At 37.4% G+C, this 22,282-nt stretch carries 20 protein-coding genes; 12 read left to right on the top strand and 8 right to left on the bottom strand.

Features of this window, described 5'->3' with window-relative positions; translation table 11 throughout:
- The first annotated feature begins 166 nt into the window (after positions 1 to 166).
- Positions 167 to 505 carry a hypothetical protein gene (locus PR800_RS15120; RefSeq protein ID WP_102139339.1) on the top strand — a complete coding sequence of 113 codons (339 nt, stop codon included), beginning with the start codon at positions 167 to 169 and terminating at the stop codon, positions 503 to 505.
- A gap of 210 nt (positions 506 to 715) precedes the next feature.
- On the opposite strand, the gene PR800_RS15115 is transcribed toward PR800_RS15120, so the two are convergent.
- The 4 genes from PR800_RS15115 to PR800_RS15100 form a co-directional block, all read right to left on the bottom strand.
- Positions 716 to 1,204 (bottom strand): isochorismatase family protein, encoded by a 489-nt coding sequence (locus PR800_RS15115; RefSeq protein ID WP_210844502.1) that lies wholly within the window; start codon positions 1,202 to 1,204, stop codon positions 716 to 718.
- 324 nt (positions 1,205 to 1,528) lie between these two features.
- Positions 1,529 to 1,978, bottom strand: a complete 450-nt coding sequence (locus tag PR800_RS15110) for a GNAT family N-acetyltransferase (protein WP_168222860.1) — start codon at positions 1,976 to 1,978, stop codon at positions 1,529 to 1,531.
- Positions 1,979 to 2,003: 25 nt separating this feature from the next.
- Entirely contained in the window at positions 2,004 to 2,735 is a 732-nt protein-coding gene (locus tag PR800_RS15105) for a GNAT family N-acetyltransferase (RefSeq protein ID WP_102139336.1), read from the bottom strand.
- Entirely contained in the window at positions 2,716 to 3,801 is a 1,086-nt protein-coding gene (locus PR800_RS15100) for a serine hydrolase domain-containing protein (RefSeq protein ID WP_210844503.1), read from the bottom strand. Before PR800_RS15100 ends, PR800_RS15105 begins: the two co-directional genes overlap by 20 nt.
- A 298-nt stretch (positions 3,802 to 4,099) precedes the next feature.
- Here PR800_RS15100 and PR800_RS15095 point away from each other — a divergent pair, with 298 nt between their 5' ends.
- The gene (locus PR800_RS15095) at positions 4,100 to 4,603 is read left to right on the top strand and encodes a DUF2938 domain-containing protein (RefSeq protein ID WP_210844504.1); all 504 of its coding nucleotides are present in this window, start codon (positions 4,100 to 4,102) and stop codon (positions 4,601 to 4,603) included.
- A 306-nt stretch (positions 4,604 to 4,909) separates the two neighbouring features.
- Here PR800_RS15095 and PR800_RS15090 read toward each other — a convergent pair whose 3' ends face one another.
- Both PR800_RS15090 and PR800_RS15085 read right to left on the bottom strand, forming a co-directional pair.
- Positions 4,910 to 8,527 carry a response regulator gene (locus PR800_RS15090; protein WP_210844505.1) on the bottom strand — a complete coding sequence of 1,206 codons (3,618 nt, stop codon included), beginning with the start codon at positions 8,525 to 8,527 and terminating at the stop codon, positions 4,910 to 4,912.
- Positions 8,528 to 8,534: 7 nt separating this feature from the next.
- Positions 8,535 to 9,161, bottom strand: coding sequence for a response regulator (locus PR800_RS15085; RefSeq protein WP_102139331.1), 627 nt, complete (start codon positions 9,159 to 9,161; stop codon positions 8,535 to 8,537).
- A 573-nt stretch (positions 9,162 to 9,734) separates the two neighbouring features.
- On the opposite strand from PR800_RS15085, the gene PR800_RS15080 reads away from it, so the two are divergent.
- The 10 genes from PR800_RS15080 (at position 9,735) to PR800_RS15035 (ending at position 19,108) form a co-directional block, all read left to right on the top strand.
- Positions 9,735 to 10,253: a fimbrial protein gene (locus tag PR800_RS15080; RefSeq protein ID WP_210844506.1), complete on the top strand. Its 519-nt coding sequence runs from the start codon at positions 9,735 to 9,737 to the stop codon at positions 10,251 to 10,253.
- A gap of 59 nt (positions 10,254 to 10,312) precedes the next feature.
- Complete coding sequence (locus PR800_RS15075) at positions 10,313 to 11,017, top strand: fimbrial biogenesis chaperone (protein ID WP_210848550.1); 705 nt, start codon at positions 10,313 to 10,315, stop codon at positions 11,015 to 11,017.
- A gap of 97 nt (positions 11,018 to 11,114) precedes the next feature.
- Positions 11,115 to 13,694, top strand: coding sequence for a fimbria/pilus outer membrane usher protein (locus tag PR800_RS15070; protein WP_272531108.1), 2,580 nt, complete (start codon positions 11,115 to 11,117; stop codon positions 13,692 to 13,694).
- 16 nt (positions 13,695 to 13,710) lie between these two features.
- Positions 13,711 to 14,778: a fimbrial protein gene (locus tag PR800_RS15065; protein WP_206275944.1), complete on the top strand. Its 1,068-nt coding sequence runs from the start codon at positions 13,711 to 13,713 to the stop codon at positions 14,776 to 14,778.
- A gap of 24 nt (positions 14,779 to 14,802) precedes the next feature.
- Positions 14,803 to 15,366 (top strand): fimbrial protein, encoded by a 564-nt coding sequence (locus PR800_RS15060; protein WP_166265573.1) that lies wholly within the window; start codon positions 14,803 to 14,805, stop codon positions 15,364 to 15,366.
- Between the two features lie 57 nt (positions 15,367 to 15,423).
- Positions 15,424 to 15,966 (top strand): fimbrial protein, encoded by a 543-nt coding sequence (locus PR800_RS15055; RefSeq protein WP_210848553.1) that lies wholly within the window; start codon positions 15,424 to 15,426, stop codon positions 15,964 to 15,966.
- A gap of 212 nt (positions 15,967 to 16,178) precedes the next feature.
- Positions 16,179 to 16,709 (top strand): fimbrial protein, encoded by a 531-nt coding sequence (locus tag PR800_RS15050; protein WP_148241599.1) that lies wholly within the window; start codon positions 16,179 to 16,181, stop codon positions 16,707 to 16,709.
- 30 nt (positions 16,710 to 16,739) lie between these two features.
- Complete coding sequence (locus PR800_RS15045) at positions 16,740 to 17,270, top strand: fimbrial protein (RefSeq protein WP_166265567.1); 531 nt, start codon at positions 16,740 to 16,742, stop codon at positions 17,268 to 17,270.
- Positions 17,271 to 17,483: 213 nt separating this feature from the next.
- Complete coding sequence (locus tag PR800_RS15040; RefSeq protein WP_102140022.1) at positions 17,484 to 17,732, top strand: helix-turn-helix domain-containing protein; 249 nt, start codon at positions 17,484 to 17,486, stop codon at positions 17,730 to 17,732.
- Between the two features lie 398 nt (positions 17,733 to 18,130).
- Positions 18,131 to 19,108, top strand: a complete 978-nt coding sequence (locus PR800_RS15035) for a LysR substrate-binding domain-containing protein (protein WP_102140021.1) — start codon at positions 18,131 to 18,133, stop codon at positions 19,106 to 19,108.
- 82 nt (positions 19,109 to 19,190) lie between these two features.
- Here PR800_RS15035 and PR800_RS15030 read toward each other — a convergent pair whose 3' ends face one another.
- A complete protein-coding gene (locus tag PR800_RS15030) occupies positions 19,191 to 20,369 on the bottom strand; it encodes a M20 metallopeptidase family protein (RefSeq protein ID WP_272531107.1) in 1,179 nt (392 codons plus the stop codon).
- 572 nt (positions 20,370 to 20,941) lie between these two features.
- Positions 20,942 to 22,267 carry an amidohydrolase gene (locus PR800_RS15025; protein WP_272531106.1) on the bottom strand — a complete coding sequence of 442 codons (1,326 nt, stop codon included), beginning with the start codon at positions 22,265 to 22,267 and terminating at the stop codon, positions 20,942 to 20,944.
- Between the last annotated feature and the right edge of the window lie 15 nt (positions 22,268 to 22,282).

The following is a 22,282-nucleotide window of genomic DNA, read 5'->3' as shown; positions in this document are numbered from 1 at the left end:
AAACCATGGGATCCTTGGGTTGGGATGACGGTGTTAGTCGTAATTATATTTCTAATAATATATTGCACTTTGATTATGTTTCCAGGCTATGTGCCACCAGCTAATTAACTTCAATTTGCACTCCCGCTAAGCTAACATGACTGAAACTAATTGATGGAATGGTGAGATGAAAGGATACATAGTTGCTAGCTTGCTAATGATTGCTTGCTCTGGTTTTTATGCACATTCTAGTAATGGTATTGATCCATTAGTAGCAGATGGAAAAAGGTCTAATTATGGTGATTGGGATTTTCTTTATGCTGAAAAAATGAACTATGATTTATGTAAGCTATCAGTAGAGGCTATTTATACATCTGGCGCAATCGATCATAAATTGACATCAATAACTCATTTCGAAAACGCGCACACATTAATAACACAGAGACCAAAAAATGTAGTTAGGATTGATTGCAACGGACATGGTGGAAATATAATGATATTGACCGCTGATTATATTGTTCAATAGTTAATTTATCATTAAGAGACTCTGAAATTAGTGGCTCGTTACTGGCTGGCAATACTCTAATAATGCTCATGAGATAAAAGTAACCACAATATAAATAAGCATTGCGATACCTGCAGGACAATTTGCTCCTCTGAGTGAATATCAATAAGTTACCTCAAAGATAATAGAAAAAGCTACGAGTTCGTAGCCTTGGTGTGTATTTATAGTAATTTAGATAACATTCGTTATTCTAGATAAGCCCCTCAGTGCTACAGTATGGATTACAGGTGAGACGCTTGTACAGCAGTTACCTAATACTGATAATTTATATTTTTTTGCTTGTTCAGAAATAGCAGTAAATAGGGCGCAATTTTGAGTCATCATCCCGCATAATTCGATATGGTTAATATTATGGGTTATAAGCAAGTCATTGAGATTTGTTTCATCAAAGGAATTACCATGCTTTTTAGTCACAATCAAATGGCCTGGAGATAAGTTAGTGAGCTTAGAGATAAGTTCACAACCATCTGTTGTTTCATCAAAAAAAGCGGCTCCTTGTGGTGATAAGTGTTGAATAAAAATCACAATATCATCAGTTCTTTCATACTCTGAAATTTTATTGGATATATGCTCCAAAGTAGTATCAATATTCCATAAGGGAAACCGGCCATCAGAAAGATAGTCATTTTGTGCGTCAATAACAATTAATGCCTTGTCCATAATGCCCCATTAATTTTAGTTAAGTTCTATTTGAATATGAAATAGGACGATAGAAATTACAATAATTTTTTAGTGTTAAATATCAATTATAATCGGCAAGATTACAGCAAGGGTTAAGCCAATAACGGTGAGGTTACACTAAGGTTTAAAGAGGTCACAGTGACCGTTAGTAATAAAAACAATGTGTTACTGCCTATTACTATTGGCCACTGAAACGATGACCAATGAGCGTTAATCTAATTCGTGATAGAGACTTTTTCCCTTAAAAACAAGCAAAATATCGATAAATTAATTACCTTACTAAGGCAATTAATACATATTACATCATAGATTTAAATGATAAATATGCTCTCCATCAATAATATTACCTGTAAATTCAAAACCAAATGACTGGTATAGGTTTTTCGCTACCGTGTTTTTTTCATTAATCCCTAATGTAATAAGCTGGATAGCTTCCGCAGAGAAAAAATCGAGGATTGCTTTGAATGACTTTCGACCTAATCCTTTACCAATAAATTTATAGTCAAGCATATATCTACAAAGCATAACTTTTTTTAAATTAGAGCTTGTTGTCTTATACATAAAAAAGCCGATTAAATTATTTTGGAAATATAAGGCTTTTGGGTAAAAATTTGGGAAGTAACTTGCTTCTGCAATTGATGTCGCATTACAGCAGATATAGTCTTCTAATACTGTGGCGATCCCATCTGAATTAGAGGTCAATTCACATACATCAAATAAGTTGTCCTGATTAATACTACTTATAATAATCATAAAGTTATTTTCTCTACTATTGATTCTATATTTCAGCATTAGGGTGAACGATAACATCCCATTTAATATATGGAATTAACCCCAGCGAGTTTGCTAGTGCTAGGGACGCAGTATTGTCTAGCTGGCATCGATATTGTGGTTGATACCCTTTTTCTAAGGCGATTTTACAAATGGCAGAGACAAGTTCGCGTGCATGGCCTTTACCACGATGCTCAGATAAGGTTAAAACCCCTAAATCAGCGATAGCCAACTTTTCATCATCCCAAGGATACATACTCGCAACGGCAATTAATTGGTCATTGGAAAACAATCCGTACACCAACCAGTGATCAAGTTCTACGGACGCTCCTTCTAAATCATCTTCACTAGATGCTTCACAGAAAGATTGAAATACGGCGGCATCTATATTTGTTAATACGCGAATATCACTCAGTATTTGTTGTTGTTGTAGTTTTGATAACGCTTCTTGGCTGAAATAAAAAAATTGGTCTGCTCCATGCCATTGTTCCGCGAGGGTATCACGCAATATTTCTGCAACTTCTCTAGTCAAATCGGGAGTGATAGATAATTTAGCACAGAGCTGTGGATGTAATGAAAGCCAATATTTATTTTGTTCTTGAATAGCGACCGCTAAATAGTCTTCATCAATATGAGCGTTTACATACACGGCTAAATCACTTTGATTTAAATAACATTCGCCTGAAGTTTTTTCTTTCAGCCAATATGCAGCAATATCATTATTTATCAGGGGCATCATAGAATTCCTTATATTGGGTCAAAATGATATCGGTGATCTCATAAGCAATTTTTTGCGTATCTAAATCTTCAATATTTCCTAAAACTGCAACGGTTAAGCCTAAATCAGGTATACGTAGAAAATAGGTGGCATAACCAGCCCATCCCCCAGAATGTTCGAAATGCATTAAGCCAAAGTGTTGTGAAATAATAACGCCATAGGCATATTGCTGGTGATGTTCAATGACTTCACCTGTTCTATTATGGGAAGGTAATGCTTGAAGCATTTTCTCGACTAGTTTTTTACCACCGACTTTCCCACTCGTATAGTTCTCACCCCATTTCATTAAGTCCAAGACATTGGAATGAACAGCGCCATCACCTGTTTGAGTCCATAGACTTTCGCTTAATTGATAGCCAGATTCAGTATTTTCACGATAACCTCGAGCAATCGCTGTGTGAACAGGATACGATTCAACAATAAAAGTATTACTCATCTGTAATGGTTTAAAAATATATTGTTGGGCGAATTCGTTATAACTTTGGCCACTAACGCGCTCAATAATCATGGATAATAAAAAATAGCCCGTATTACAATAATCAAATTGTGTTCCGACAGGGGTAAGTGGGTGAGGGAAGGCAATTAAATCTGCCAAACTTTCTTCTGGTCCTAAGGAGTCAGAATAATCAATCCCCTTATTCAAGGCCAATTCAATGTAATCAACCATGCCACTAATATGATAAATCAAGTCTTGAATCGTAATCTCATTAGCGTATTTAGGTAATTCAGGAATATATTTAGTAATAGGATCGTGCAAAGCAAGCTTGTTGTTTTGTTCTAATAGCAAGATAGCAAAGGCCGTGAATTGTTTTGATACTGAGGCTAAATTAAAAATAGTTTGGGGTGTTAATGCTTCTTTTTGTTCCAGCTCAGCAAACCCAAGGTTACCTGAATAGGATACGCCATGGTCAAATTTGGCCATATATGTAAAACCAGGGCCATCAGCTTTAAATTGCTGTTCCCATACTAAAAGGTTTTGTGACGTGTTATTAAATATTGCACTTCTGTTATCTGTGAAAGTACTCACTTTATTCTGCCTTAGAATTTATTTACTAACAATTTGTATTCAATTTATAAAATAGATAATGGTTATGCCGTAGTTGTACTACGATTCATTTTTTTTCGAAAAGCTATTTATGCTATTGGATAAATCAAAGCATGAATGTTACATCTTCAAGTGGACTTTAAGTCAACCTCTATTTCGGTTTTTATTCCATGGGGAGGTGAAAGCATTATTTTACCTTCGTTGTATTCAGCTTTAGCTAATATTACAGACTTATTCGATGGTAAGTAGTGGGTAGTTTTCATAGAACAGGAAATTAATAATGACTTTCTCAATAGTAATTTTAGTGGTTTTTCTTGGGGTGGGAGCAACCATCGTGATGGATTTATGGGCGCTTATCCTTAAACTGTGTGGCCAATCGACGTTAAATTTTTCACTGGTAGGACGTTGGGTGGGATATATGATAAATGGGCAGTTTATACACCGCCCATCAATCGGCCAAAAGGCAATAATTCCTGCGGAGAATGCATTAGGTTGGGGGGTTCACTATGTAACGGGCATTATTTTTGCCTTTATATTTATATTATTGGTAGGCGAAATTTGGTTTACATCTCCTGTATTATGGCCTGCGCTACTTTTTGGAATAATTACAGTTGCTGCCCCTTATTTTATTATGCAACCAGCGATGGGAGCAGGTATTGCAGCCAGTAAGGTGCCAAATCCTAATAAAGCTCGGTTAATGAGTTTATTATCTCATAGTGTATTTGGTTTAGGTCTTTACCTGACAGGATTAGTTTTACAGCCTTTGTTGACTTATTTTTTGTGATTATCATGAGTTAAGCATTTCATTATTCAATCGGAAAAATAATAACTTATTGTCGCTGAGCTTGGTTGGCGACAAAGTTCATTATGTAGAGTGTGACATCCTCGCAGTTCGATAAAATTTAAAGTATCGTGTCTTATGAAGACACGACGATAGAACAAAACTTGTGTATGGAAAACAATTCACCCAGATCCGCTATAAATTACCTCAAGTGATAGAGTGTTTTAATACACTCTAACCCCATACTTCTTTGCATTACCACCAAGGCGCACCCGTTTTCTATTTGTTTGCTAATTATCTCATGAAAATCTAGCACTTAAGTGGCATAGAAAGATATGTTTCAATAGCTTGATTTAAGATTTTAATTGTTCGCATTGTTTGGTTAAATTTTAATATTGCTTCATCAGATATATTACCAGTAAGGAAGTACTCTTCTAATAATTTACATTCTAATGCGATTTTTTTAGCACCAATAATTTGGCTAGAACCTTCTAAACGATGGCAATAATGCGCTAAATTAAGCCAGTCTTGTTTTTCGAATAAACATTCTGCTTGTTGTATATCTTCTATATTTTCTTGAAGACTTGTTTGAAGTAATTTATTTAATAGCTGTTGGTCATCTTGAGTCAACTGCATTAATGCATCTAAATTGATTAAACTATTTAACATTGGAGGAATGGGCTCTTCTGTATCTTCTTCTATTTGTTGAAGGGTACAGCGTAATAGCAGAGCTTCAATCTGAGATAGACGTAAAGGTTTAAATAGGCAGTCATCCATGCCAGCCTCTATACAGCGTTGGCGTTCTTCTTGCCTTGCATCTGCGGTTAACCCAATAATAATTAGAGTTTGGGAAGATATTTCTCGTAGTTGCCGAGCCAATTCTAACCCATCAATGTCAGGCATATTGCAATCGGTAATTACTATGTCGATTGCATTTTTTTTCCATAATTCTAGGGCTTGTTTCCCGCTCTTTGCTTCAATGACATGATGACCAAATCTTGTTAATTGGCGTACTAATAGCAGGCGATTTGCAGGGTGGTCATCAACGGCAAGTATTCGTAAGCGTTTATTATTTTTTGTGGCCTTATAAAGTGTCGGAAGCGAAACTCTAGTATTTTTCCGATGCTTAACGGGGATATCGATTAAAAATTGAGTACCATGCCCTAATTGGCTGTATAAGGTAATAGTCCCATTCATCATGGATATAAGTTGTTTACAAATAGCTAAGCCAAGGCCTGTTCCTTTATGTTTACTGCTTGATTCAGCTTGGGTATAGGGAGAAAAAATCAACTCTTGTCGGTTCTCTTCAATCCCCATTCCGGTATCAGAAATAATGATCCTTAAAATATTTTGATCATGGTTTTTGGGGAGGTAATTAATGATAATCTCAATCGTTCCTTCGGTAGTAAACTTAATTGCGTTATTAAGTAGATTGGAAATAACCTGACGTAGTCGAAAAACGTCGATATATATTTCATCAGGATGGATAGCATTAAGATGATAATGTAGAGAAATACCTTTCTGTTTAGCTAGTCCTTCAAACAAACGGACAACGGGCGTTGCTAATTCATTACTTTTTACCCACTCAGGAACGAGTTCCAGTTTGCCTGACTCAATTTTTGCCATATCTAAAATATCGCCTATAAGCCCCATCAATGATAATGCGGACTCATACGGTATTTGAATTGATTCCGTAATATCATCTTGTTGATTTTTATTCGTGGCGGCTAATTCTAATAACCCAATAATTGCGCTGATATGGGTACGAATTTCATGGCTCATGATAGCAAGGAAATTGCTTTTTGTTTGGCTTGCATGCTCTGCGCGTTGGCGAGCACTAGAGAGCTCGGTAAGGAGTTGTTCATGTTCAGTTATATCTTGCCAACTACAAATAAGACCAGAAATATTACCTTGGTTGTCTCTATATGCGACGGCTTGATGCACTATCACCCTTTCACCCATTCTGTTTTTTATTTGATAACGTTTAGGTGGAGAAACTAGACTCTTAGGATCATCAAAAAGAGAATACAATTTTTGGTAAATTGCCGATAGCGGGTGTTGTTGTGATGTTAATGAAAGTTGTTTTATGTTTTCATTATCAGGACTGAAAAAGCTCTCCCATGCTGAATTGCTACTTATTATCGTTCCGTTTTTATCAATGACATAAATAGGAACAGGAGTACCATTATAAAGAGTTTCTAAGAATATAGCCTGTTCCTGTAAGCGTTTTTGTGTATATTTTCTTAATCGAATTTCACGATGTAAATAATAATTCCATATTAAAGATGTAATAATAAGAATAGCGGCAATGCAAGCTAATGTGTAGAACTCGGCACGGTATACTGTCCATGTATCCATTTCAACATCTGGTGAGCCTAGCCATTTATTAGTTAATACTGATATATCTCTCGGTGGAATAGAGGCAATTGTTTTATCTAATATACTATATAACTCAGGCTGGTCACGTCCTACGGCAAACGATATATAAGCTGTGTCTTCGCTTAATTGTTCGCTGATTTTTAATCGATTACGAAAATATCGGTCAATCATATAGTGAGCGCTGATAAGATTCTCGATGGTACCATCCACTTTTCCTTCATTAACCATTTGCAAAGCAGAATAGGTATCTTTAGTTTCAATTAATTCCACTTGAGGGTAGTTCTTTGTTAACCAGTCGTGAATTGCATTATCTGGGGTGATCGCAAGTTTTGCTGCCTGAGCAATTTTTTTATGGGCTAATGGTGTGTCCCTAACAATTAAAACAAATGGGGGGAGAACATAAGGGCGAGTAAATAATAATTCTTTATCATTTTTTGAGTTTTTTGTAATTGAAGCAATGAAATCCCCTTTATTTTGTTTTAATAAAGTAATCTCATCTTTTTCAGAGCTTGCTTCAATGACTTTAAAATTAATATTTGTTTTGAAATGGATCAGATTAAGTATATCCGCAGAAAGGCCATGAAATTGTTTTTGTGAGTCAAAAAATGTGAAAGGGGCATTTAGTGAATTAATGACGACTTTTAACTCATTGTGTTGTTTTAGCCAATCTATTTCCTTTTGTGTGAATACAACAGATTGTTTTAGTGCCCATAAATCAGGTTTTGAACTCCAATGATGAAAAATAATATCATGCTGAGCTAATGATATTGAGCTTAAAATGATATCCACAGTACGCTTTAATTGCGCATTTTTAGGGTGAAAGAGAAAGACTGGGCCAATATTTTCATTAGAGAAAATCTCAGCAGTGGATAATGTTGTTGCATAGTGGCGTTCAAGTAAAAAATTAGCCACGATCATTCTGCCTAGGAAATAATCATTTTCACCAAATGCGACGGAAGATAATGCATTTTGTGGTAAAGGAAAACGTTCAATCTTTGCGTCGGGAAAATATTTTTTGATCCATTCATTGCTTGGGTAGCCTTGAACCGTAGCAATACGAGCACCGTGAGGTATTGGGTGCTTATTGGACATTGCCGCTTTTCGTGAAATAAGTACGGGATAATCAGGAATATATGGAGCGCTTTTGAGAAAACCATAGCTTTCGTTTCTTTGTCTTTTGCCATCATCAGCTAACATATCTATCTCACCATTGAGTAGGCCCTGTAATGCCATGTCTCTATCTGGGTAGTAGATGACTTTGAAGCGCAAACCTAAGTTACGCATGATGGTCATAATGCTATCTGCAGAAATTCCTTTATAAATTCCTGATTCTAATACTAAATCAAAAGGGGGATTATTAGGAGCGTAGACACCAATAGCTAATTCTTGTTTTTCTCCTAGCCATCTCCAATCACGATCACTCAATTCAAATTTTGATGGAAGAATTTCAATTTGGCTATAAAGTCTGACTTCATAAGGTTGGAAGGCAGAAAATGAGCAAGGAAATAGACCAATAAGCAAGCAAACTATTAGGATTAGGTTACGCATCGATATATTAATCCAAATTATTGCGTTGAATAAAGTCGTATAGCTCTGCAATATTGTGAAGATCTAATTTAAGCATTAGTCGTCTTTTATAAGTGCTAACAGTTTTATCGCTGATACGCATTTGTTGTGCAATGTTAATGCTTTTCATTCCTTTGGCTAATAAATGTAAAACTTGTAATTCTTTTGTAGAGAGCTCAGCGATTTTTTGTTTGTCATTAAGATGGTTATTCGGGGAGGTATCCATTTTATTGAGATTAAGTGGAAAGTAGCCATATCCATTTCTAATCGCATGAATGGCGACATGTAATTCCGTTAAGTTATTGCGTTTACTAATAAAACCACTAGCACCGACACTTGCACAGCGGCGAATGTAATGGTCATCATCTTTTGCAGATAGCACTAGAAGCCCTCCAGTGTAGTTATTTTTACGCAATCGTTGCATGACATCAATCCCATTAAGTGATGGGATATCTATATCTATCATGATCAAGTCGGGAGAGAGTGTTTTGGCAAGTTGGATAGCTTCATGGCCATCAGCGGTTTCCCCTACAATGGTCATGTCATCTTTTTCTAATAGTATTCTTACAGCAAGCCGTGCTACTGGATGGTCATCGACTATCAGTACTGTTTTCATGTTTTTCCCTTTCTGGCTAGTAAATTAAAGCGCGATGAACTTAGGTGCAGGTGCCAAATGAAAAATTAATTGTTTTTTTTATTAGTTTAATGAGCGTTTTAATTTGCTGCAATGTATATTTTTGTAATATTTATCTGTCATAAATTTAATAAATAACTTACATAAATTGCTTTTTTGTCTTATTACATTTTATGGCTATTCCTCTCAAAATACACCTATGCACTGTGGCTGTGTTCAGATGTCTCTACTGTTTTACGGAAAATACAATAGAGCCTTCGATTCTTAATAATTAGCTTAAACCAAACCTAGGAGGTGAGTGATATTATTTTAATAGATAATGACAATCATGGAAACTAACTTTACGAAACTATGTTTTTCTCTATTTCACTACATGGAGTGTGTCTGGCTATTTCTATTTAACAGATTAATAGCATAAGGATTAATAAGTTAATGGATTAAACAGGTGCCACAAACATTAATGGGAATTAATGTGGTAGTGATAACCATAATATATTAATAAATTAAATATTTTAACACTGGGTTATATATTGATTCAGTAAAAAGGAATTAGAAATGAAAAAGATTATTGCTACTGCTATTTTTGCTGCACTTTGTGTTGGTCAAGTTGCGAATGCTAAAGATGGTACGGTTAAATTCGTTGGTGATATTGTAACTGCACCTTGTGAAGTGGCACAAAATTCTTGGGATCAAACTGTTCAAATGTCTCAAGTTAAAACAGCTACATTTGCAGATGCAGGGGCTAAATCAGCGGATAAAAAATTCCAAATTAGCCTACTAAATTGTGATGTAGCTCAGTTCAAAAATGTCGCAGTTTCATTTGCCGGTCAGTCTAACGGTGATGATGCAACCCTTTTAGCACTTGATGGTGGCCAAGGTTCAGCAGAAAACGTAGGTGTTGCTATCTATGACGGTAAAGGTAAGAAACTGGCTTTAGGTACAGCAACAGCTGATACTGCATTACAAGTTGGTTCAAATACCCTTTATTTCTCAGCAGCTTATGTTTCTACTAAGAAAGATGTGAAAGCGGGTTCTGCTAATGCAACAGCAGATTTCAACCTGACATATAAATAATATTGATTTCCTTCAGGCCACTATGTTGGTGGCCTGCTTTTTTGTTCGAAGGGGATGTAATGATTCTTAATAGCCTTTTTATTAATAAGTTAATACTTATTTTTTTACTCATGTGTTTTAGTTTCTCTATTTATGCTGCGGGTGGTGTTGTTGTTGGTTCCACCCGTGTTGTATTTGATGGCTCAAAGAAAGAAGCTAATCTTAGTTTAAAAAATAATAATGATAAGAGTACTTATTTAATTCAATCTTGGGTTGAGGATGCTTCAGGGAATAATAAAACTCCATTCATTATAACACCGCCACTTTTCAAACTAGATCCTATTAAAGAAAATATGCTTCGCATTATTCGTGCAGGTGGGGATTTACCTGAAGATCGTGAGTCGGTTTATTATGTCAATGTAAAAGCCATTCCACCTGCTCCAGCTGAAGAAAGTGCTAATACTTTACAACTAGCAATTAAAACTAGAATGAAATTATTCTATAGACCTGCTGGCTTGAAAGGTAACCCAATGGATTCCTATAAGGCTCTAGTATGGAAAAAAGAGGGTGATAAATTGCGTATAGTTAATAACACTCCTTTTTCTGTCACATTAAGTGAAGTGAAAGTTAATGGCAGTGAAATAGATAAAGTTGACCTTGTCCTACCGATGAGCAGCACAGTTTATAAGTTACCTTCAACAGCAAATATGGGTGCTCAGATAATATTTACAACTATCAATGATTATGGCGGCACTTCTGAATTGCAAAAAGCGACACTTCAATAAATAAGGCGTTAATTTTAATAGAAAGATAAGTCGTGTGATACCTTTTATTATTTTTTTATAAGAAAGTTTTGCGCAATATATTAGAGGGAACGAGGGAATGAACAAAATACGATATAGAAAGAAGCTTTTGGCTTTCTCTTGCATTACATTGGGAATATTTAGCGCTTATCCTGTTTTAGCGAAAGAATTGTTTAACTCTCAATTTTTAGAAAATATTAGTAGTAATAGCGTTGCCGATTTTTCTTTATTGTCAAAAGGCAATGTGGATCAATTACCCGGAGAGTATTTGGTCGATATTTATGTTAATGAACAAGCAGTGGCAAAGCAGAATGTAAAATTTAGCACTAGGGAATATAAAGCTAGTCATTCATCTGATGGCGTATCATTAGAACCTTGTATTTCGTATGAGCAATTACAAGCTTATGGTGTCCGTGTTGAGGCTTTTCCTAAATTAGCTCAATATGCGCAAGACCCTGTTCAGTGCAAGCCATTTTCAGCTTTTGAAGAAATTATTCCTTATGCATCATCCCATTTTGATTTTAATCAGCAGAGATTGTATTTGAGTTTTCCTCAAGCATCTTTGACCAATTTAGCAAAGGGAACGATTGACCCATCAATGTGGGATGAAGGGATCCCCGCATTGCTAACAAACTATAGCTTTACAGGGAGTAATTCGACGAATACAGGCAGTCATATTAGTGATAAGTCGAGTGATAGCTATTTTTTGAGCTTACGTTCTGGGGTTAACGTGGGGGCATGGCGCTTACGTAATTATTCAACGTGGAACAGCAGTAATGGTAATAATAGCTGGAAAAATATTAATACCTATCTCCAGCGGTATATTGCTCAGTTGAAGTCGCAAATAATTATGGGTGATACCTATACACCGGGCGATATTTTCGACAGTGTGCAAATTCGTGGTGCACAAATTGGTACTGATGATGACATGCTAGCGGATAGCCTGAAAGGTTATGCCCCCGTGGTACGTGGGATTGCACGTACTAATGCGACGGTGACGATTAAGCAAAATGGATATACCGTTTACCAGAGTTATGTGGCTCCTGGTCCATTTGCTATCACGGATTTGTACCCAACCGCTGCGAGTGGTGACCTTGAGGTAGAAATAAAAGAGTCGGATGGAACAATCCAGAGCTTTATTCAACCATTTGCGAGTGTGCCTGTTTTGCGCCGCCAAGGGCAAATTAAGTATGCATTTTCAGCGGGGCAATATCGAAATGGTCACAGTAGCCAGCGGCCATTTATCACACAAGGCTCTCTGGTTTGGGGGATCCTAAATAGCTTGACCGCTTATAGTGGTGTGCAAGTAGCAGAACGTTACCGTTCTCTGGTGCTAGGGGTTGGTCAGAATATCGGCGATTTTGGTGCATATTCTTTTGATATTACAACAGCTCATAGCGAAGATGTAACACGATATGGTAATGGCGCTACAGGCCAATCTTATCGCTTATTGTACTCTAAATCTTTTGCTAATACGGGCACGGACTTTCGTTTATTAGGTTACCGTTATTCAACGGAAGGGTTTTATACCTTCCAAGAAGCCGTTGAGCGTAGATATCAAGATTGGGATTTTGCAGATGATAGCCGCTATTCTTACCACCGACGCTACCGTCTTGAAGGCACATTAACGCAGCAACTAGGTAAAGACTTAGGGTCTATCTATTTTTCTGCTAACCGACAAGACTTCTGGAAAGGGCAAGGCAAGCAAACTCGATTACAAGTAGGTTATAACAATAACTGGGGCCCTTTAAATTACGGTGTTTCTTATAGTCGAGCAACCTATCCAAACCAAAGAGAAACAGACCAAATTTTCAGTTTTAATGGTTCATTTCCACTCTCTGCGTTATTGCCTAACACATGGGCGACTTACAATATGGTTAGCCAGCGCCATGGGCCAACAACTCACCGAGCGGGGATATCAGGCACATTGCTTGATGATAATAATCTCAGTTATAGCGTTCAGGAGAGCTATGGTTCTAAAGGGCAAGGTAATGGTGGTAGCGCAAGCCTCAGTTACCGAGGTGGCTACGGCAATATGAACTTTGGTTATAACTATAGTAAAGATTCTAGGCAGTTAAACTATGGTGTTGAAGGTGGTGTTTTAATTCACGGAGATGGTGTAACGCTTTCCCAACCAATTAATGAAACTGCAATTTTAGTGAAAGCTTCTGGCGCTGCAAATACCAATGTTACAGGGTATACCGGTGTTAAGACGGACTGGAGGGGGTATGCCATATTGCCTTTTGCTCAAGCCTATCGATTTAACCATGTTGAGTTAGATACACAAACATTGGGTGACAATGTGGAATTACAAGAAAGTGCTAAGAGTGTTGTGCCAAGTAAAGGAGCGATTTCTAGGGTTGAGTTTATTACTCAGGTAGGGTACCGAGCTTTAATCACACTAAAACATAAAAATGGCACGATGATACCTTTTGGTGCATCTGCACTGCTAGTTCAAAACAACGGGAAAGCAGTTAATAGCTCCATAGTCGGAGAAGGTGGACAATTATTTATGAGTGGGTTACCAGAGAGCGGTCAATTGGAAATAAAGTGGGGGCTTCAGGCTGCACAAGCTTGCCTTGTTAACTATCAACTTCCCGTGGCACAAATTAATAAACCTGTTGCTGGCATTATTCAGATGCAAGCAGAGTGTCAGTGATTTGGGAGATGAGATAATGAAATCAAAAATAAATATGCGCATAATAAAATCTTTATTTATTCCCGGAGCGGTCGGTGCCACTTTACTCATTTTATCTGATATGGCTCTTGCCAGAGGACCATGCAAACCCGTCGGCCCAGTAAAAACTTATAACGCTAATTTAACAGCCCATATAGATGCGGCGTTTAATAAGGTTGGCGGAGAGGTTCTAAAATTAGGGTCTTGGAGTGAGAACTCTGGTTATCAAATAGAGTGTGAGTGCTCTCCTGGAGATAATATACCTGGCACCTATTATTGGGCTGAGTTTGAGACTAAAAGGATGCCGCCGGGACATGCTACGGGGTGGTATAGTCTTAGCGAGTATCTGGATGTTCGTGTGAAAGCAAGTCTTTGGGACCAAACGATTAATGATTCGAGAATACTGGAGATACCTTTTGGTCCCATCTCTAATAATACCAAGGAGGTTTGCCCTCCGAATGGGAAGCTTATAGAAAATATAACCACTGGCTCCAAAGGGGAATTGGATATTTACGTAAAGAAGCCATTTGTTGGTAATACTGTAATCAATTATCCGAATCTTTATATTTTTTTCGCATCTTTATATCATAGCTGGCCAGGCTCGAATATTGCCAGCGTTAGCTTATATGTGAACGTCACTGCTCCACAAGCATGTGAGATTAATGCAGGCCAGAGTATATCGATTCCTTTCAATGATATTCCTCAGCGAAATTTCGTCGCAGCAGGTAAAGGAGTAATGCCCGCTGGTGTAGTACCGCAATCTAAAACATTAAGCATAAAGTGTGTGAATATGGACGCTTATGCAGACTTAGATGTACGCTTTATTGGCACTGCTGACCCAAATAGCACTACTGATGGCTTTAGTACGGATAATAAAGATATTGCTATTGCAATAGAAGGGCCTAATGGTCGCTTAACACCGACTACAGGGAAACTCCCTTTGCAATTAGATGCTAATCAAAATGGTTCGGTAACAATCAAAACCTACCCTTTCAGTAGTACTGGTCTAGCCCCTACGGTTGGTAAGTATTCATCAATTGTAACTGTGCGTTTAGACTTTAGATAATATAAATTAATGGAGATAACTACCATGAGTAAGGCAATGGAGCGTAGTCGTAATTTCCCGTGGTCAACAATGAAAAAAGTAGGTGCTTTATCATTATTGATTGCAGTCAGTGGTGCAGCACAAGCAGCAGATATTACGTTGAATTTTAGTGGAAATGTTGTTGTAACAGGATGCGATATTTCAGCGAGTAGTAAAACAAAAGCGATCGCTTTTGGTACTGTGGATTTAGCTAAAGCCACAGCTGGGGGAACAGGGAGTTCAGCCTTAAAAGATGTGGATTTTTCTTTAGATTTCACTAGTTGTGCGAACCTCAAAAATATTAGTTTAGTCATGGATACAACCAAAGCTGTGACGGGCTTTGCTGATTACTATTCTATTGATGAGGGGGCTGGTAAAGCTGGTGGTTTAGCGGTTGGTATTAAAGGAACAGATACGGCAAAAACGGTCCAGTCACCAGGGAAAGAGGTTTTATGGGCAAGAACAGCAACAGCGAATAATATTCCTTTTAAAGCGACATTATATAAAACAGGTGTAGTAACTGCGGGGGCAATTACTGGGCTTGTAAATGTCACTGTAAAATATAATTAATAGAGTATCCATATTAAAAATATTATTACTAATAATATTGAATTAAGGGCTATATAAATGAAGAAAAATTTTCTATTAGTGCTAATGGGCGCTATGACGGGTATTGCTTTAATTTCAGGCGCACAAGCGGCTGATGCAACATTAACATTGAAAGCAACAATAAAGTTGGCGGGTTGTGATATTTCAACAGGCACAGGCAAAGACCAATTAGTTGATTTTTCGGATGTTACTGTAGTTAAAAATGCGGTTAAAGGAAGCTCAATAGCTAAAAAGGATTTTAATCTGCAATTTCAGAATTGTGCAGATTTAAAAGGTATTGATGTTTCAATGAAAGGTACTGCTGATACTGATATGGCTGGTGGAGAGCTGTTTGCGATTGATAAAGGTGCAAACATGTCTAAAGGCGTAGGCGTTAAAATTATTGCAAAGACAACCGGTGGAGAAAAAGTCCAGAAGCCAGTCGGTGACACGGTTGTTTGGGGAAGCCTTTCAGGGGCTAGCGTGACTTTACCTTATCGTGCTGAATTAGTTAAAACGTTAGATGCGATAACCGGGGGAGATGTTCGTTCAGTTGCCGAAGTTAGCGTAGCATATAAATAAAATACTAATATATTGAATGGTTTTATAGATATTTAAAATAACTGATAACATTGTCGTTTTATTTTCTTAAAACGACAAAGAAAGTTTAGTTTATCTATTTTTGTTGTAGAAGTGATTCAATAATTTATATGCATGTTATAAGGCAATGATTAATTCAAGAACTAGCATCATTATTCGTTAGTTTTGATCTGCGATTATTATTTGGACTGATTATGAAATTATATTCGTACAGGTATTGCTATATTTTTGGCATGGTTTTTTCGCTATGCCCTCTATTTTCATCGGCTAGTGATTTATCGTTAAATTTTACTGGAAATGCAATCGTTACGGGATGTGATGTTGAATTTGGAAATAGTGGTAAGAATCAAGAAATCGATTTTAAAACAGTAACAACGACAAAAAGTGGAACAGGTCTTTCTGGCTTGGTCACTCAACCATTTTCATTAAAACTATCTAATTGTGCGGGAACAATTAATAAAGTTTCCGTGAGTATGTCTGGTAAGGCTGATACCGGCTTTCCTGAATACTTTGCAATTAATAGTGGCACCGGCAGTGCGCAAGGGTTGGTTTATGGTGTGAACGTAAAAGGGGATAAAAATAAAAAGCAAAAACCCGATGGCACAGTTGTTGAGTGGTCATCGACGGCACAGCCATTAGATTATGAAGCCACTTTGTATAAAACAGGGAATGTTGACGGTGGTCTCGCACAAGCGAGTATTGATATCAGTATTGGGTATCAATAAATAATAGTTATTTAATATGGGAGAGAGAGGATGAACATAAGCCGTTTATTTAGGAGAACTGTTTTAGTCGCAGGTATAAGCTTCGTTTCATCAGGAGCACTGGCTTTGGATGCTTCTGTTCAGATTAAAGGCAAAATAAAATTAATGGGATGCGAGGTTGATACCGGATCAAAAGATCAGACTGTTGATTTTAAAAAGGTCAATGTGCCGGTGAGTTATCCTTCTGGAAGTGTTGTAGCTGAGAAACCATTTACGATTAAACTACAAAATTGTGAGTCAGCCGCCGTTGCTGATGTTTCGATGAGTGGTACTCCAGATAGTTTTAATGCGGATTATTTTGCATTAGATTCCACGAGCCAAGATTCAGCGAAAGGAATAGCACTGCGTATTAAGTCCACAAATGGTGAAATTCAGAACCCTTCAGGCAAAGTGGTGACATGGCGTTTCAATTCATCAAGTAGTGAACAATTATTAACTTATAATGGTGCATTAATTAAGACGAGTGATATCACTAACGGTAAAGTGAATGTAAATGCAGAGTTTAGTGTTAATTATCGTTAATTTTAATATAAAACATAATAGTTTATTAATTAAATTGATAGTAATGGTTTAATAACTTTTATTATATGAGTTTATGATTTGTTTTTATTTGAGAAATATAAGTTTATTTGAGGTTGTAAATCTCGAATACGCTTTTTTATAGCATGTCAGGGCGTTAAATTTTAAGGCTACAACACTAAAAATAATAGTGTCATTATAATTAGGACAGTACGTATGAACGTATATAACACTGAAATTTCTAATAGTTTTATTGGGCAGCAGGTTCGTAAACGCCGTCTTCTTTTCGGTTGGTCTGCGAGTACACTAGGGAAAAAATCAGGCTTGAGCCAACAACAAATTTCACGCTATGAAAGAGGAACACAGAATTTCACTATTTATCGTTTATGTATATTTGCAAATATACTGGAGTGTGATTTAAATTACTTTTTGGGGCGTGAGGCTGATATGAGCTACCCATTATAAGCAGAATATTAAAATTAATAGCTTCTTAAAAGAGAAGCTATTAAAAATAATTATATGTAGACATAATCATTTTTATATTTGATGAAGGCATCAAAGAAGATGGCTATACCAATGACTAATTTTCTCTATACTTATTTTTAATATCTGTCTGTTTTATAAAAAGTATGTTCAGTTTACATATACTGCTATGGTGATAGCGGTATTCTGTTTCTATGGGGAAAATAAAAACGGTATTATTTGGGGATCTTGTGAAAAATGTAAATGCGAGCTCAGCAATGCTAAAAGGATGCTTCTAGCTGGACGGTTGCTTATGGTATAATAAGCGAACAAAAATACTGTACTACAGCTATAGTTTTTAAATCTTATTTTTAGTCCATTTTACATTGGATACCCCAGCAATGAACATTAGTCAGCTTAAAAGCTTTGTTGAAGTGGTCAAAAGTGATTTCAATATCACTAATGCGGCTGAAAAACTGTATACCTCTCAGCCAACGGTGAGTAAGCAACTTAAAATATTGGAAGATGAGCTGAACGTTTCATTATTCAATCGGAAAAATAATAACTTATTGTCTCTGAGCCCGATTGGCGAAAAAGTTCATCATGTCGCGTGTGATATTCTTGCACAGTTCGATAAAATAAAAAGTATTGTTTCTCATGAAGATACGACGATAAAACAGAACTTGCATATTGCAACAACCCATACCCAGATCCGTTATAAATTACCGCAAGTGATTGAGCGTTTTAACGCACGTTACCCTAATATCTCTTTGCATTTTCACCAAGGTGCGCCAGCTCAAATTGCAGAGATGGTGAATAATGGCGATGTGGACTTTGCCATTGCGACCGAGTCGATGCATCTTTATGATGATTTATTGGTAATGCCTTGTTATCAATGGTCTCGCAGTATTATTGTTCCACATGACCACCCATTGGCTCAATGTGAACAGCTTAGGATTGAAGACCTTGCGGGCTACCCACTAATTACCTATGTATTTGGTTTTACAGGGCATTCGAAGCTCGACCAAGTCTTTTATCAACATAAATTAACGCCAAATGTTGTTTTAACTGCCGTAGATACTGAAATTATTAAATACTATGTAAAACGCGGTGCTGGGGTCGGTATTATTTCAACCGTAGCTTTTGACCCAGAGGAAGATAGTGAGGCATTACGCTGTATTGATATTAGCCACTTAGTCAAGCCAAGTTATACACATGTTTGCATTAATCGGCACATGCACCTAAAAGATTATATGTATGATTTTATCTCTCATTACGCACCTCACCTTGATTTGAATTATATTCATCAACCGAACCAATGGGTACCTACAGAACAAAGTGAGAAAGATAGGTTATATAGAGAATTGCCTGAGCTATGACTTATCTGCGGATGATTAAGAAAAAAGCCGAGTAATAGGAGATTTACTCGGCTTTAGTATTACTGTGTGTATTATATTTATTCTAACGAGTGGCAATATTAATAAAAATTTGAGCGCCAATCAGCAAACAGTCGTCATCAACAAAATAAGGGTTTGCATGTAAGTAATTATTAATCCCTTTTGCTTGATTACCACTTCCTAAAAAGTACATGGCACCGAGTTTACCTTCAGTGGCATTGATCATATAACTGAAATCTTCACTTCCAGTCATTGGCTTACCATTTGAATCAATATGCTCAATTGGTAAAAAGGCGGCTGCGGCATCATAAATGACTTTGGCTGCTTGTGGGTGGTTGACAACAGCAGGATACCCGCTGGCTTCCAGTGTTGTTTTAAACCCGCCGGCTTCACTACGAGCCACAATTTCATTGAAGCTGGCTTTTAATATTTTGTCCGTTTCTTCATCCATTGAACGGATGGTTCCGCGTGCCTGAACATGATCTGCCAGCGCATTTGGGATGGTTCCCCCGTTAATCATGCCACAACCAAATACGGCAGGGCTGAAAGGATCGGTTTTTTTGGCAACAATGTAATCCATATAATCGATGATACGCGTTGCTTCGCGGATAGCATCTAGCCCTTTATGAGGGGTTGAGCCGTGAGCAGAAACACCGTGGACATCTAGTGTCCACGCTGAGCCATAAGAGGACATAACCCCTGAATTGAATTTAATATAACCCGTTTCAAAGGCCGCATCATTGTGTAGACCGTAAACCTCGTCAACGCCTTCCATACAGCCCATTTCGACCATTTTGTTAGCACCTGGTACGCGCATATCTTCTTCAGCCATCTGGAAGATAAAACGGACGTTATGGGTGAGTTCAGAACGGTTCTCACTGAGGTATTTAGCTGCTGTTAAGGCGATGGTCATGTGGGTATCATGGCCACAGTTATGAGCGCAACCCTCATGGACAGAACTGTGTTCATTGCACGTTAAATCAGGCATTTCAAGGCCATCGATGTCGGTACGATAGGCAATTAAGCGCTTGGTTGGGTCGACAATCAAATCAGCGGTAAAGCCTGTGTAGCCTTCAAATAAACGAATGTTATAGCCAAAGCTTTCCATCAATTCACGGCAATATTGTGAGGTTTTGAATTCTTGCCCAGACAATTCAGGGATTTTATGTAAATCCTGACGTGTTTTTTTGCTAAACGTTTCTAAAGCAAAGAGCTTTTCACTGATATTGTATTTGTTGGTCATTACGTTTTATCCCGTATACAGAAAGCATTTTTAATGCTGTTAAAGGGCCCCTGGTGTGAGCATGGAATAATGAACAGCGCGCTCATTTAATTTATGTGTATTTTAAAAATTAGATTCAGAAATAGGATGATTTCTACTTCTACTCGTTATTCTTTATCTATCAATTTATAGAGTGAATTTTAACGTGGATATTAAAAAAGTGAGCGTGACGGAGATCGTATTTATATCATATCAGTATTGCATGGCTCATGAATAATAAGGATGGTAATTTATTAAAACAATAATATAAAGAGTGTTTAGCTTATTAAGTCTATCTATATCAATAGGTTATGGTTGTGTTTTTAATGTTGGGAATACTTGTATTTTAAAGTGAGCATGAGTGGGATTTAAGTTAAATTTTTTATTTAAAGTAGGGGGGAGAGGCATGATTTTAGGAATTGTTTTAAATGAGATGGCGAATGTAAAAAGAAATTAAATTAATGCGAAGAAAAAATTTTAAAAGTGGGATAAAAGCTAAAAATCATATTCCCCTTATTATAATGAACATAGCAATAAGGGGAATGTTTTAATAATTAGTTCTTAAAAGAGCCAATAAATGAGAGGTATTCCTCTTTGCTCATTAATGGGGTGTAATCAGCTAACATCTCATTAGCTTGGGACGCATCATCAAATAACAGGTCAATAATTGCCATTGCCATCATTTGAGCAGGGCGGATATAGGCCATATCATCATCAAAAACAACGTAATCTTTACCATGCAACCCACCACGAATTGCACCAATCCATGGGTGACTCACTGGCATAATATGTGATAAGTCCCCTGTATCCGTGCTTCCAGTCATGTGCCCAGCAATCCAAACATTTTCTTCGCCAATCAAGCTGTGGGCATTTTGTTGCAATAAACTGTTCAATGTATCGTTGTTATATAATGGAAGGTAACCCGGTAAATCTTTAACTTCTACCTCTGCACCAACAGACATTGCGCCAGCAACAAGTGCGCGAGTAATACGTTCATTCGCATCAATCATTGCTGGGACATTTGACGCTCGAACATAACTTTCCATACGGACATCACTTGGGGTGACATTGACCAAATCACCGCCTTGCGTGATGATCGGATGGAAACGAATGTAATCTTTTTCTTGGAAAGTTTCGCGAATAGCATTTACTCCCATGATCCCCATCATTGCGGCATTGAGGGCATTGACACCCAAGTGAGGTGCTGCCGCTGCATGGGATGCAGTCCCTTTGTAATTAATCAACTTGCCAATAAACCCATTGGTGGTGGTCGACATTTCAATAAAACCAGTATCACGCTCAGGTTTGACGCTGGTTAAATGAATTTGCATTGCCATATCGACATCATCAAATTCGCCAAGGGATATCAGCTCTGGCTTACCGCCGATATAACTAATTTTTCCTTGTTCAATCAGTTTATTACGATAAGCCAGTTCAACATATTCCTCAGCGGGAACGGCGAAAGGAACGACGTCTCCCGCGAGGTATTGCATAGCACCTGACTTAACCAGACCAATAGTCACAGCCATCATATTGGCTATTTGCGCATTGTGCCCACAGCAATGGGCTGCACTCGTTAAATCATCGGCCTCTGGGTGTTCAGCACAAATAATCGCGTCGAGCTCACCAATCACAGCAATGCTATATTTGCTACCTTTTCCACCTTTTAGACGAGCCTTAACCCCTGTTAATGCGAGTTGGTTTCGGTAATTAACGCCTAATGCAGAAAATGCGGCTTCCACTTTTTTTGCTGTTTTCGTTTCTTTGTAGCCTAGCTCTGGCTCTGCCCAAATATCTTCTGCTAATTTTTTGATATCCCCTTTATGGGATGCAATTGTTTCGCAGACGATGGCTTTCAATTGGTCTTTGGTCATTGTCATGGTAAATATTTCCTC

Origin of the sequence: Providencia sp. PROV205 (genome assembly GCF_028479505.1) — a bacterium.
GTDB lineage: Bacteria > Pseudomonadota > Gammaproteobacteria > Enterobacterales > Enterobacteriaceae > Providencia > Providencia huaxiensis.
The sequence above is the reverse complement of the archived record's forward strand: the minus strand, read 5'-3'. Positions and strand labels throughout refer to the sequence as shown.

What these genes read in the sequence shown, in the direction of transcription:
- PR800_RS15035 (WP_102140021.1), top strand. Translation starts at nt 18,131, where the DNA reads ATGAACATTAGTCAGCTTAAAAGCTTTGTTGAAGTGGTCAAAAGTGAT.
- PR800_RS15040 (WP_102140022.1), top strand. Translation starts at nt 17,484, where the DNA reads ATGAACGTATATAACACTGAAATTTCTAATAGTTTTATTGGGCAGCAG.
- PR800_RS15030 (WP_272531107.1), bottom strand. Translation starts at nt 20,369, where the DNA reads ATGACCAACAAATACAATATCAGTGAAAAGCTCTTTGCTTTAGAAACG.
- PR800_RS15090 (WP_210844505.1), bottom strand. Translation starts at nt 8,527, where the DNA reads ATGCGTAACCTAATCCTAATAGTTTGCTTGCTTATTGGTCTATTTCCT.
- PR800_RS15085 (WP_102139331.1), bottom strand. Translation starts at nt 9,161, where the DNA reads ATGAAAACAGTACTGATAGTCGATGACCATCCAGTAGCACGGCTTGCT.
- PR800_RS15095 (WP_210844504.1), top strand. Translation starts at nt 4,100, where the DNA reads ATGACTTTCTCAATAGTAATTTTAGTGGTTTTTCTTGGGGTGGGAGCA.
- PR800_RS15070 (WP_272531108.1), top strand. Translation starts at nt 11,115, where the DNA reads ATGAACAAAATACGATATAGAAAGAAGCTTTTGGCTTTCTCTTGCATT.
- PR800_RS15050 (WP_148241599.1), top strand. Translation starts at nt 16,179, where the DNA reads ATGAAATTATATTCGTACAGGTATTGCTATATTTTTGGCATGGTTTTT.
- PR800_RS15065 (WP_206275944.1), top strand. Translation starts at nt 13,711, where the DNA reads ATGAAATCAAAAATAAATATGCGCATAATAAAATCTTTATTTATTCCC.
- PR800_RS15045 (WP_166265567.1), top strand. Translation starts at nt 16,740, where the DNA reads ATGAACATAAGCCGTTTATTTAGGAGAACTGTTTTAGTCGCAGGTATA.
- PR800_RS15025 (WP_272531106.1), bottom strand. Translation starts at nt 22,267, where the DNA reads ATGACAATGACCAAAGACCAATTGAAAGCCATCGTCTGCGAAACAATT.
- PR800_RS15075 (WP_210848550.1), top strand. Translation starts at nt 10,313, where the DNA reads ATGATTCTTAATAGCCTTTTTATTAATAAGTTAATACTTATTTTTTTA.
- PR800_RS15105 (WP_102139336.1), bottom strand. Translation starts at nt 2,735, where the DNA reads ATGATGCCCCTGATAAATAATGATATTGCTGCATATTGGCTGAAAGAA.
- PR800_RS15055 (WP_210848553.1), top strand. Translation starts at nt 15,424, where the DNA reads ATGAAGAAAAATTTTCTATTAGTGCTAATGGGCGCTATGACGGGTATT.
- PR800_RS15060 (WP_166265573.1), top strand. Translation starts at nt 14,803, where the DNA reads ATGAGTAAGGCAATGGAGCGTAGTCGTAATTTCCCGTGGTCAACAATG.
- PR800_RS15080 (WP_210844506.1), top strand. Translation starts at nt 9,735, where the DNA reads ATGAAAAAGATTATTGCTACTGCTATTTTTGCTGCACTTTGTGTTGGT.
- PR800_RS15110 (WP_168222860.1), bottom strand. Translation starts at nt 1,978, where the DNA reads ATGATTATTATAAGTAGTATTAATCAGGACAACTTATTTGATGTATGT.
- PR800_RS15120 (WP_102139339.1), top strand. Translation starts at nt 167, where the DNA reads ATGAAAGGATACATAGTTGCTAGCTTGCTAATGATTGCTTGCTCTGGT.
- PR800_RS15115 (WP_210844502.1), bottom strand. Translation starts at nt 1,204, where the DNA reads ATGGACAAGGCATTAATTGTTATTGACGCACAAAATGACTATCTTTCT.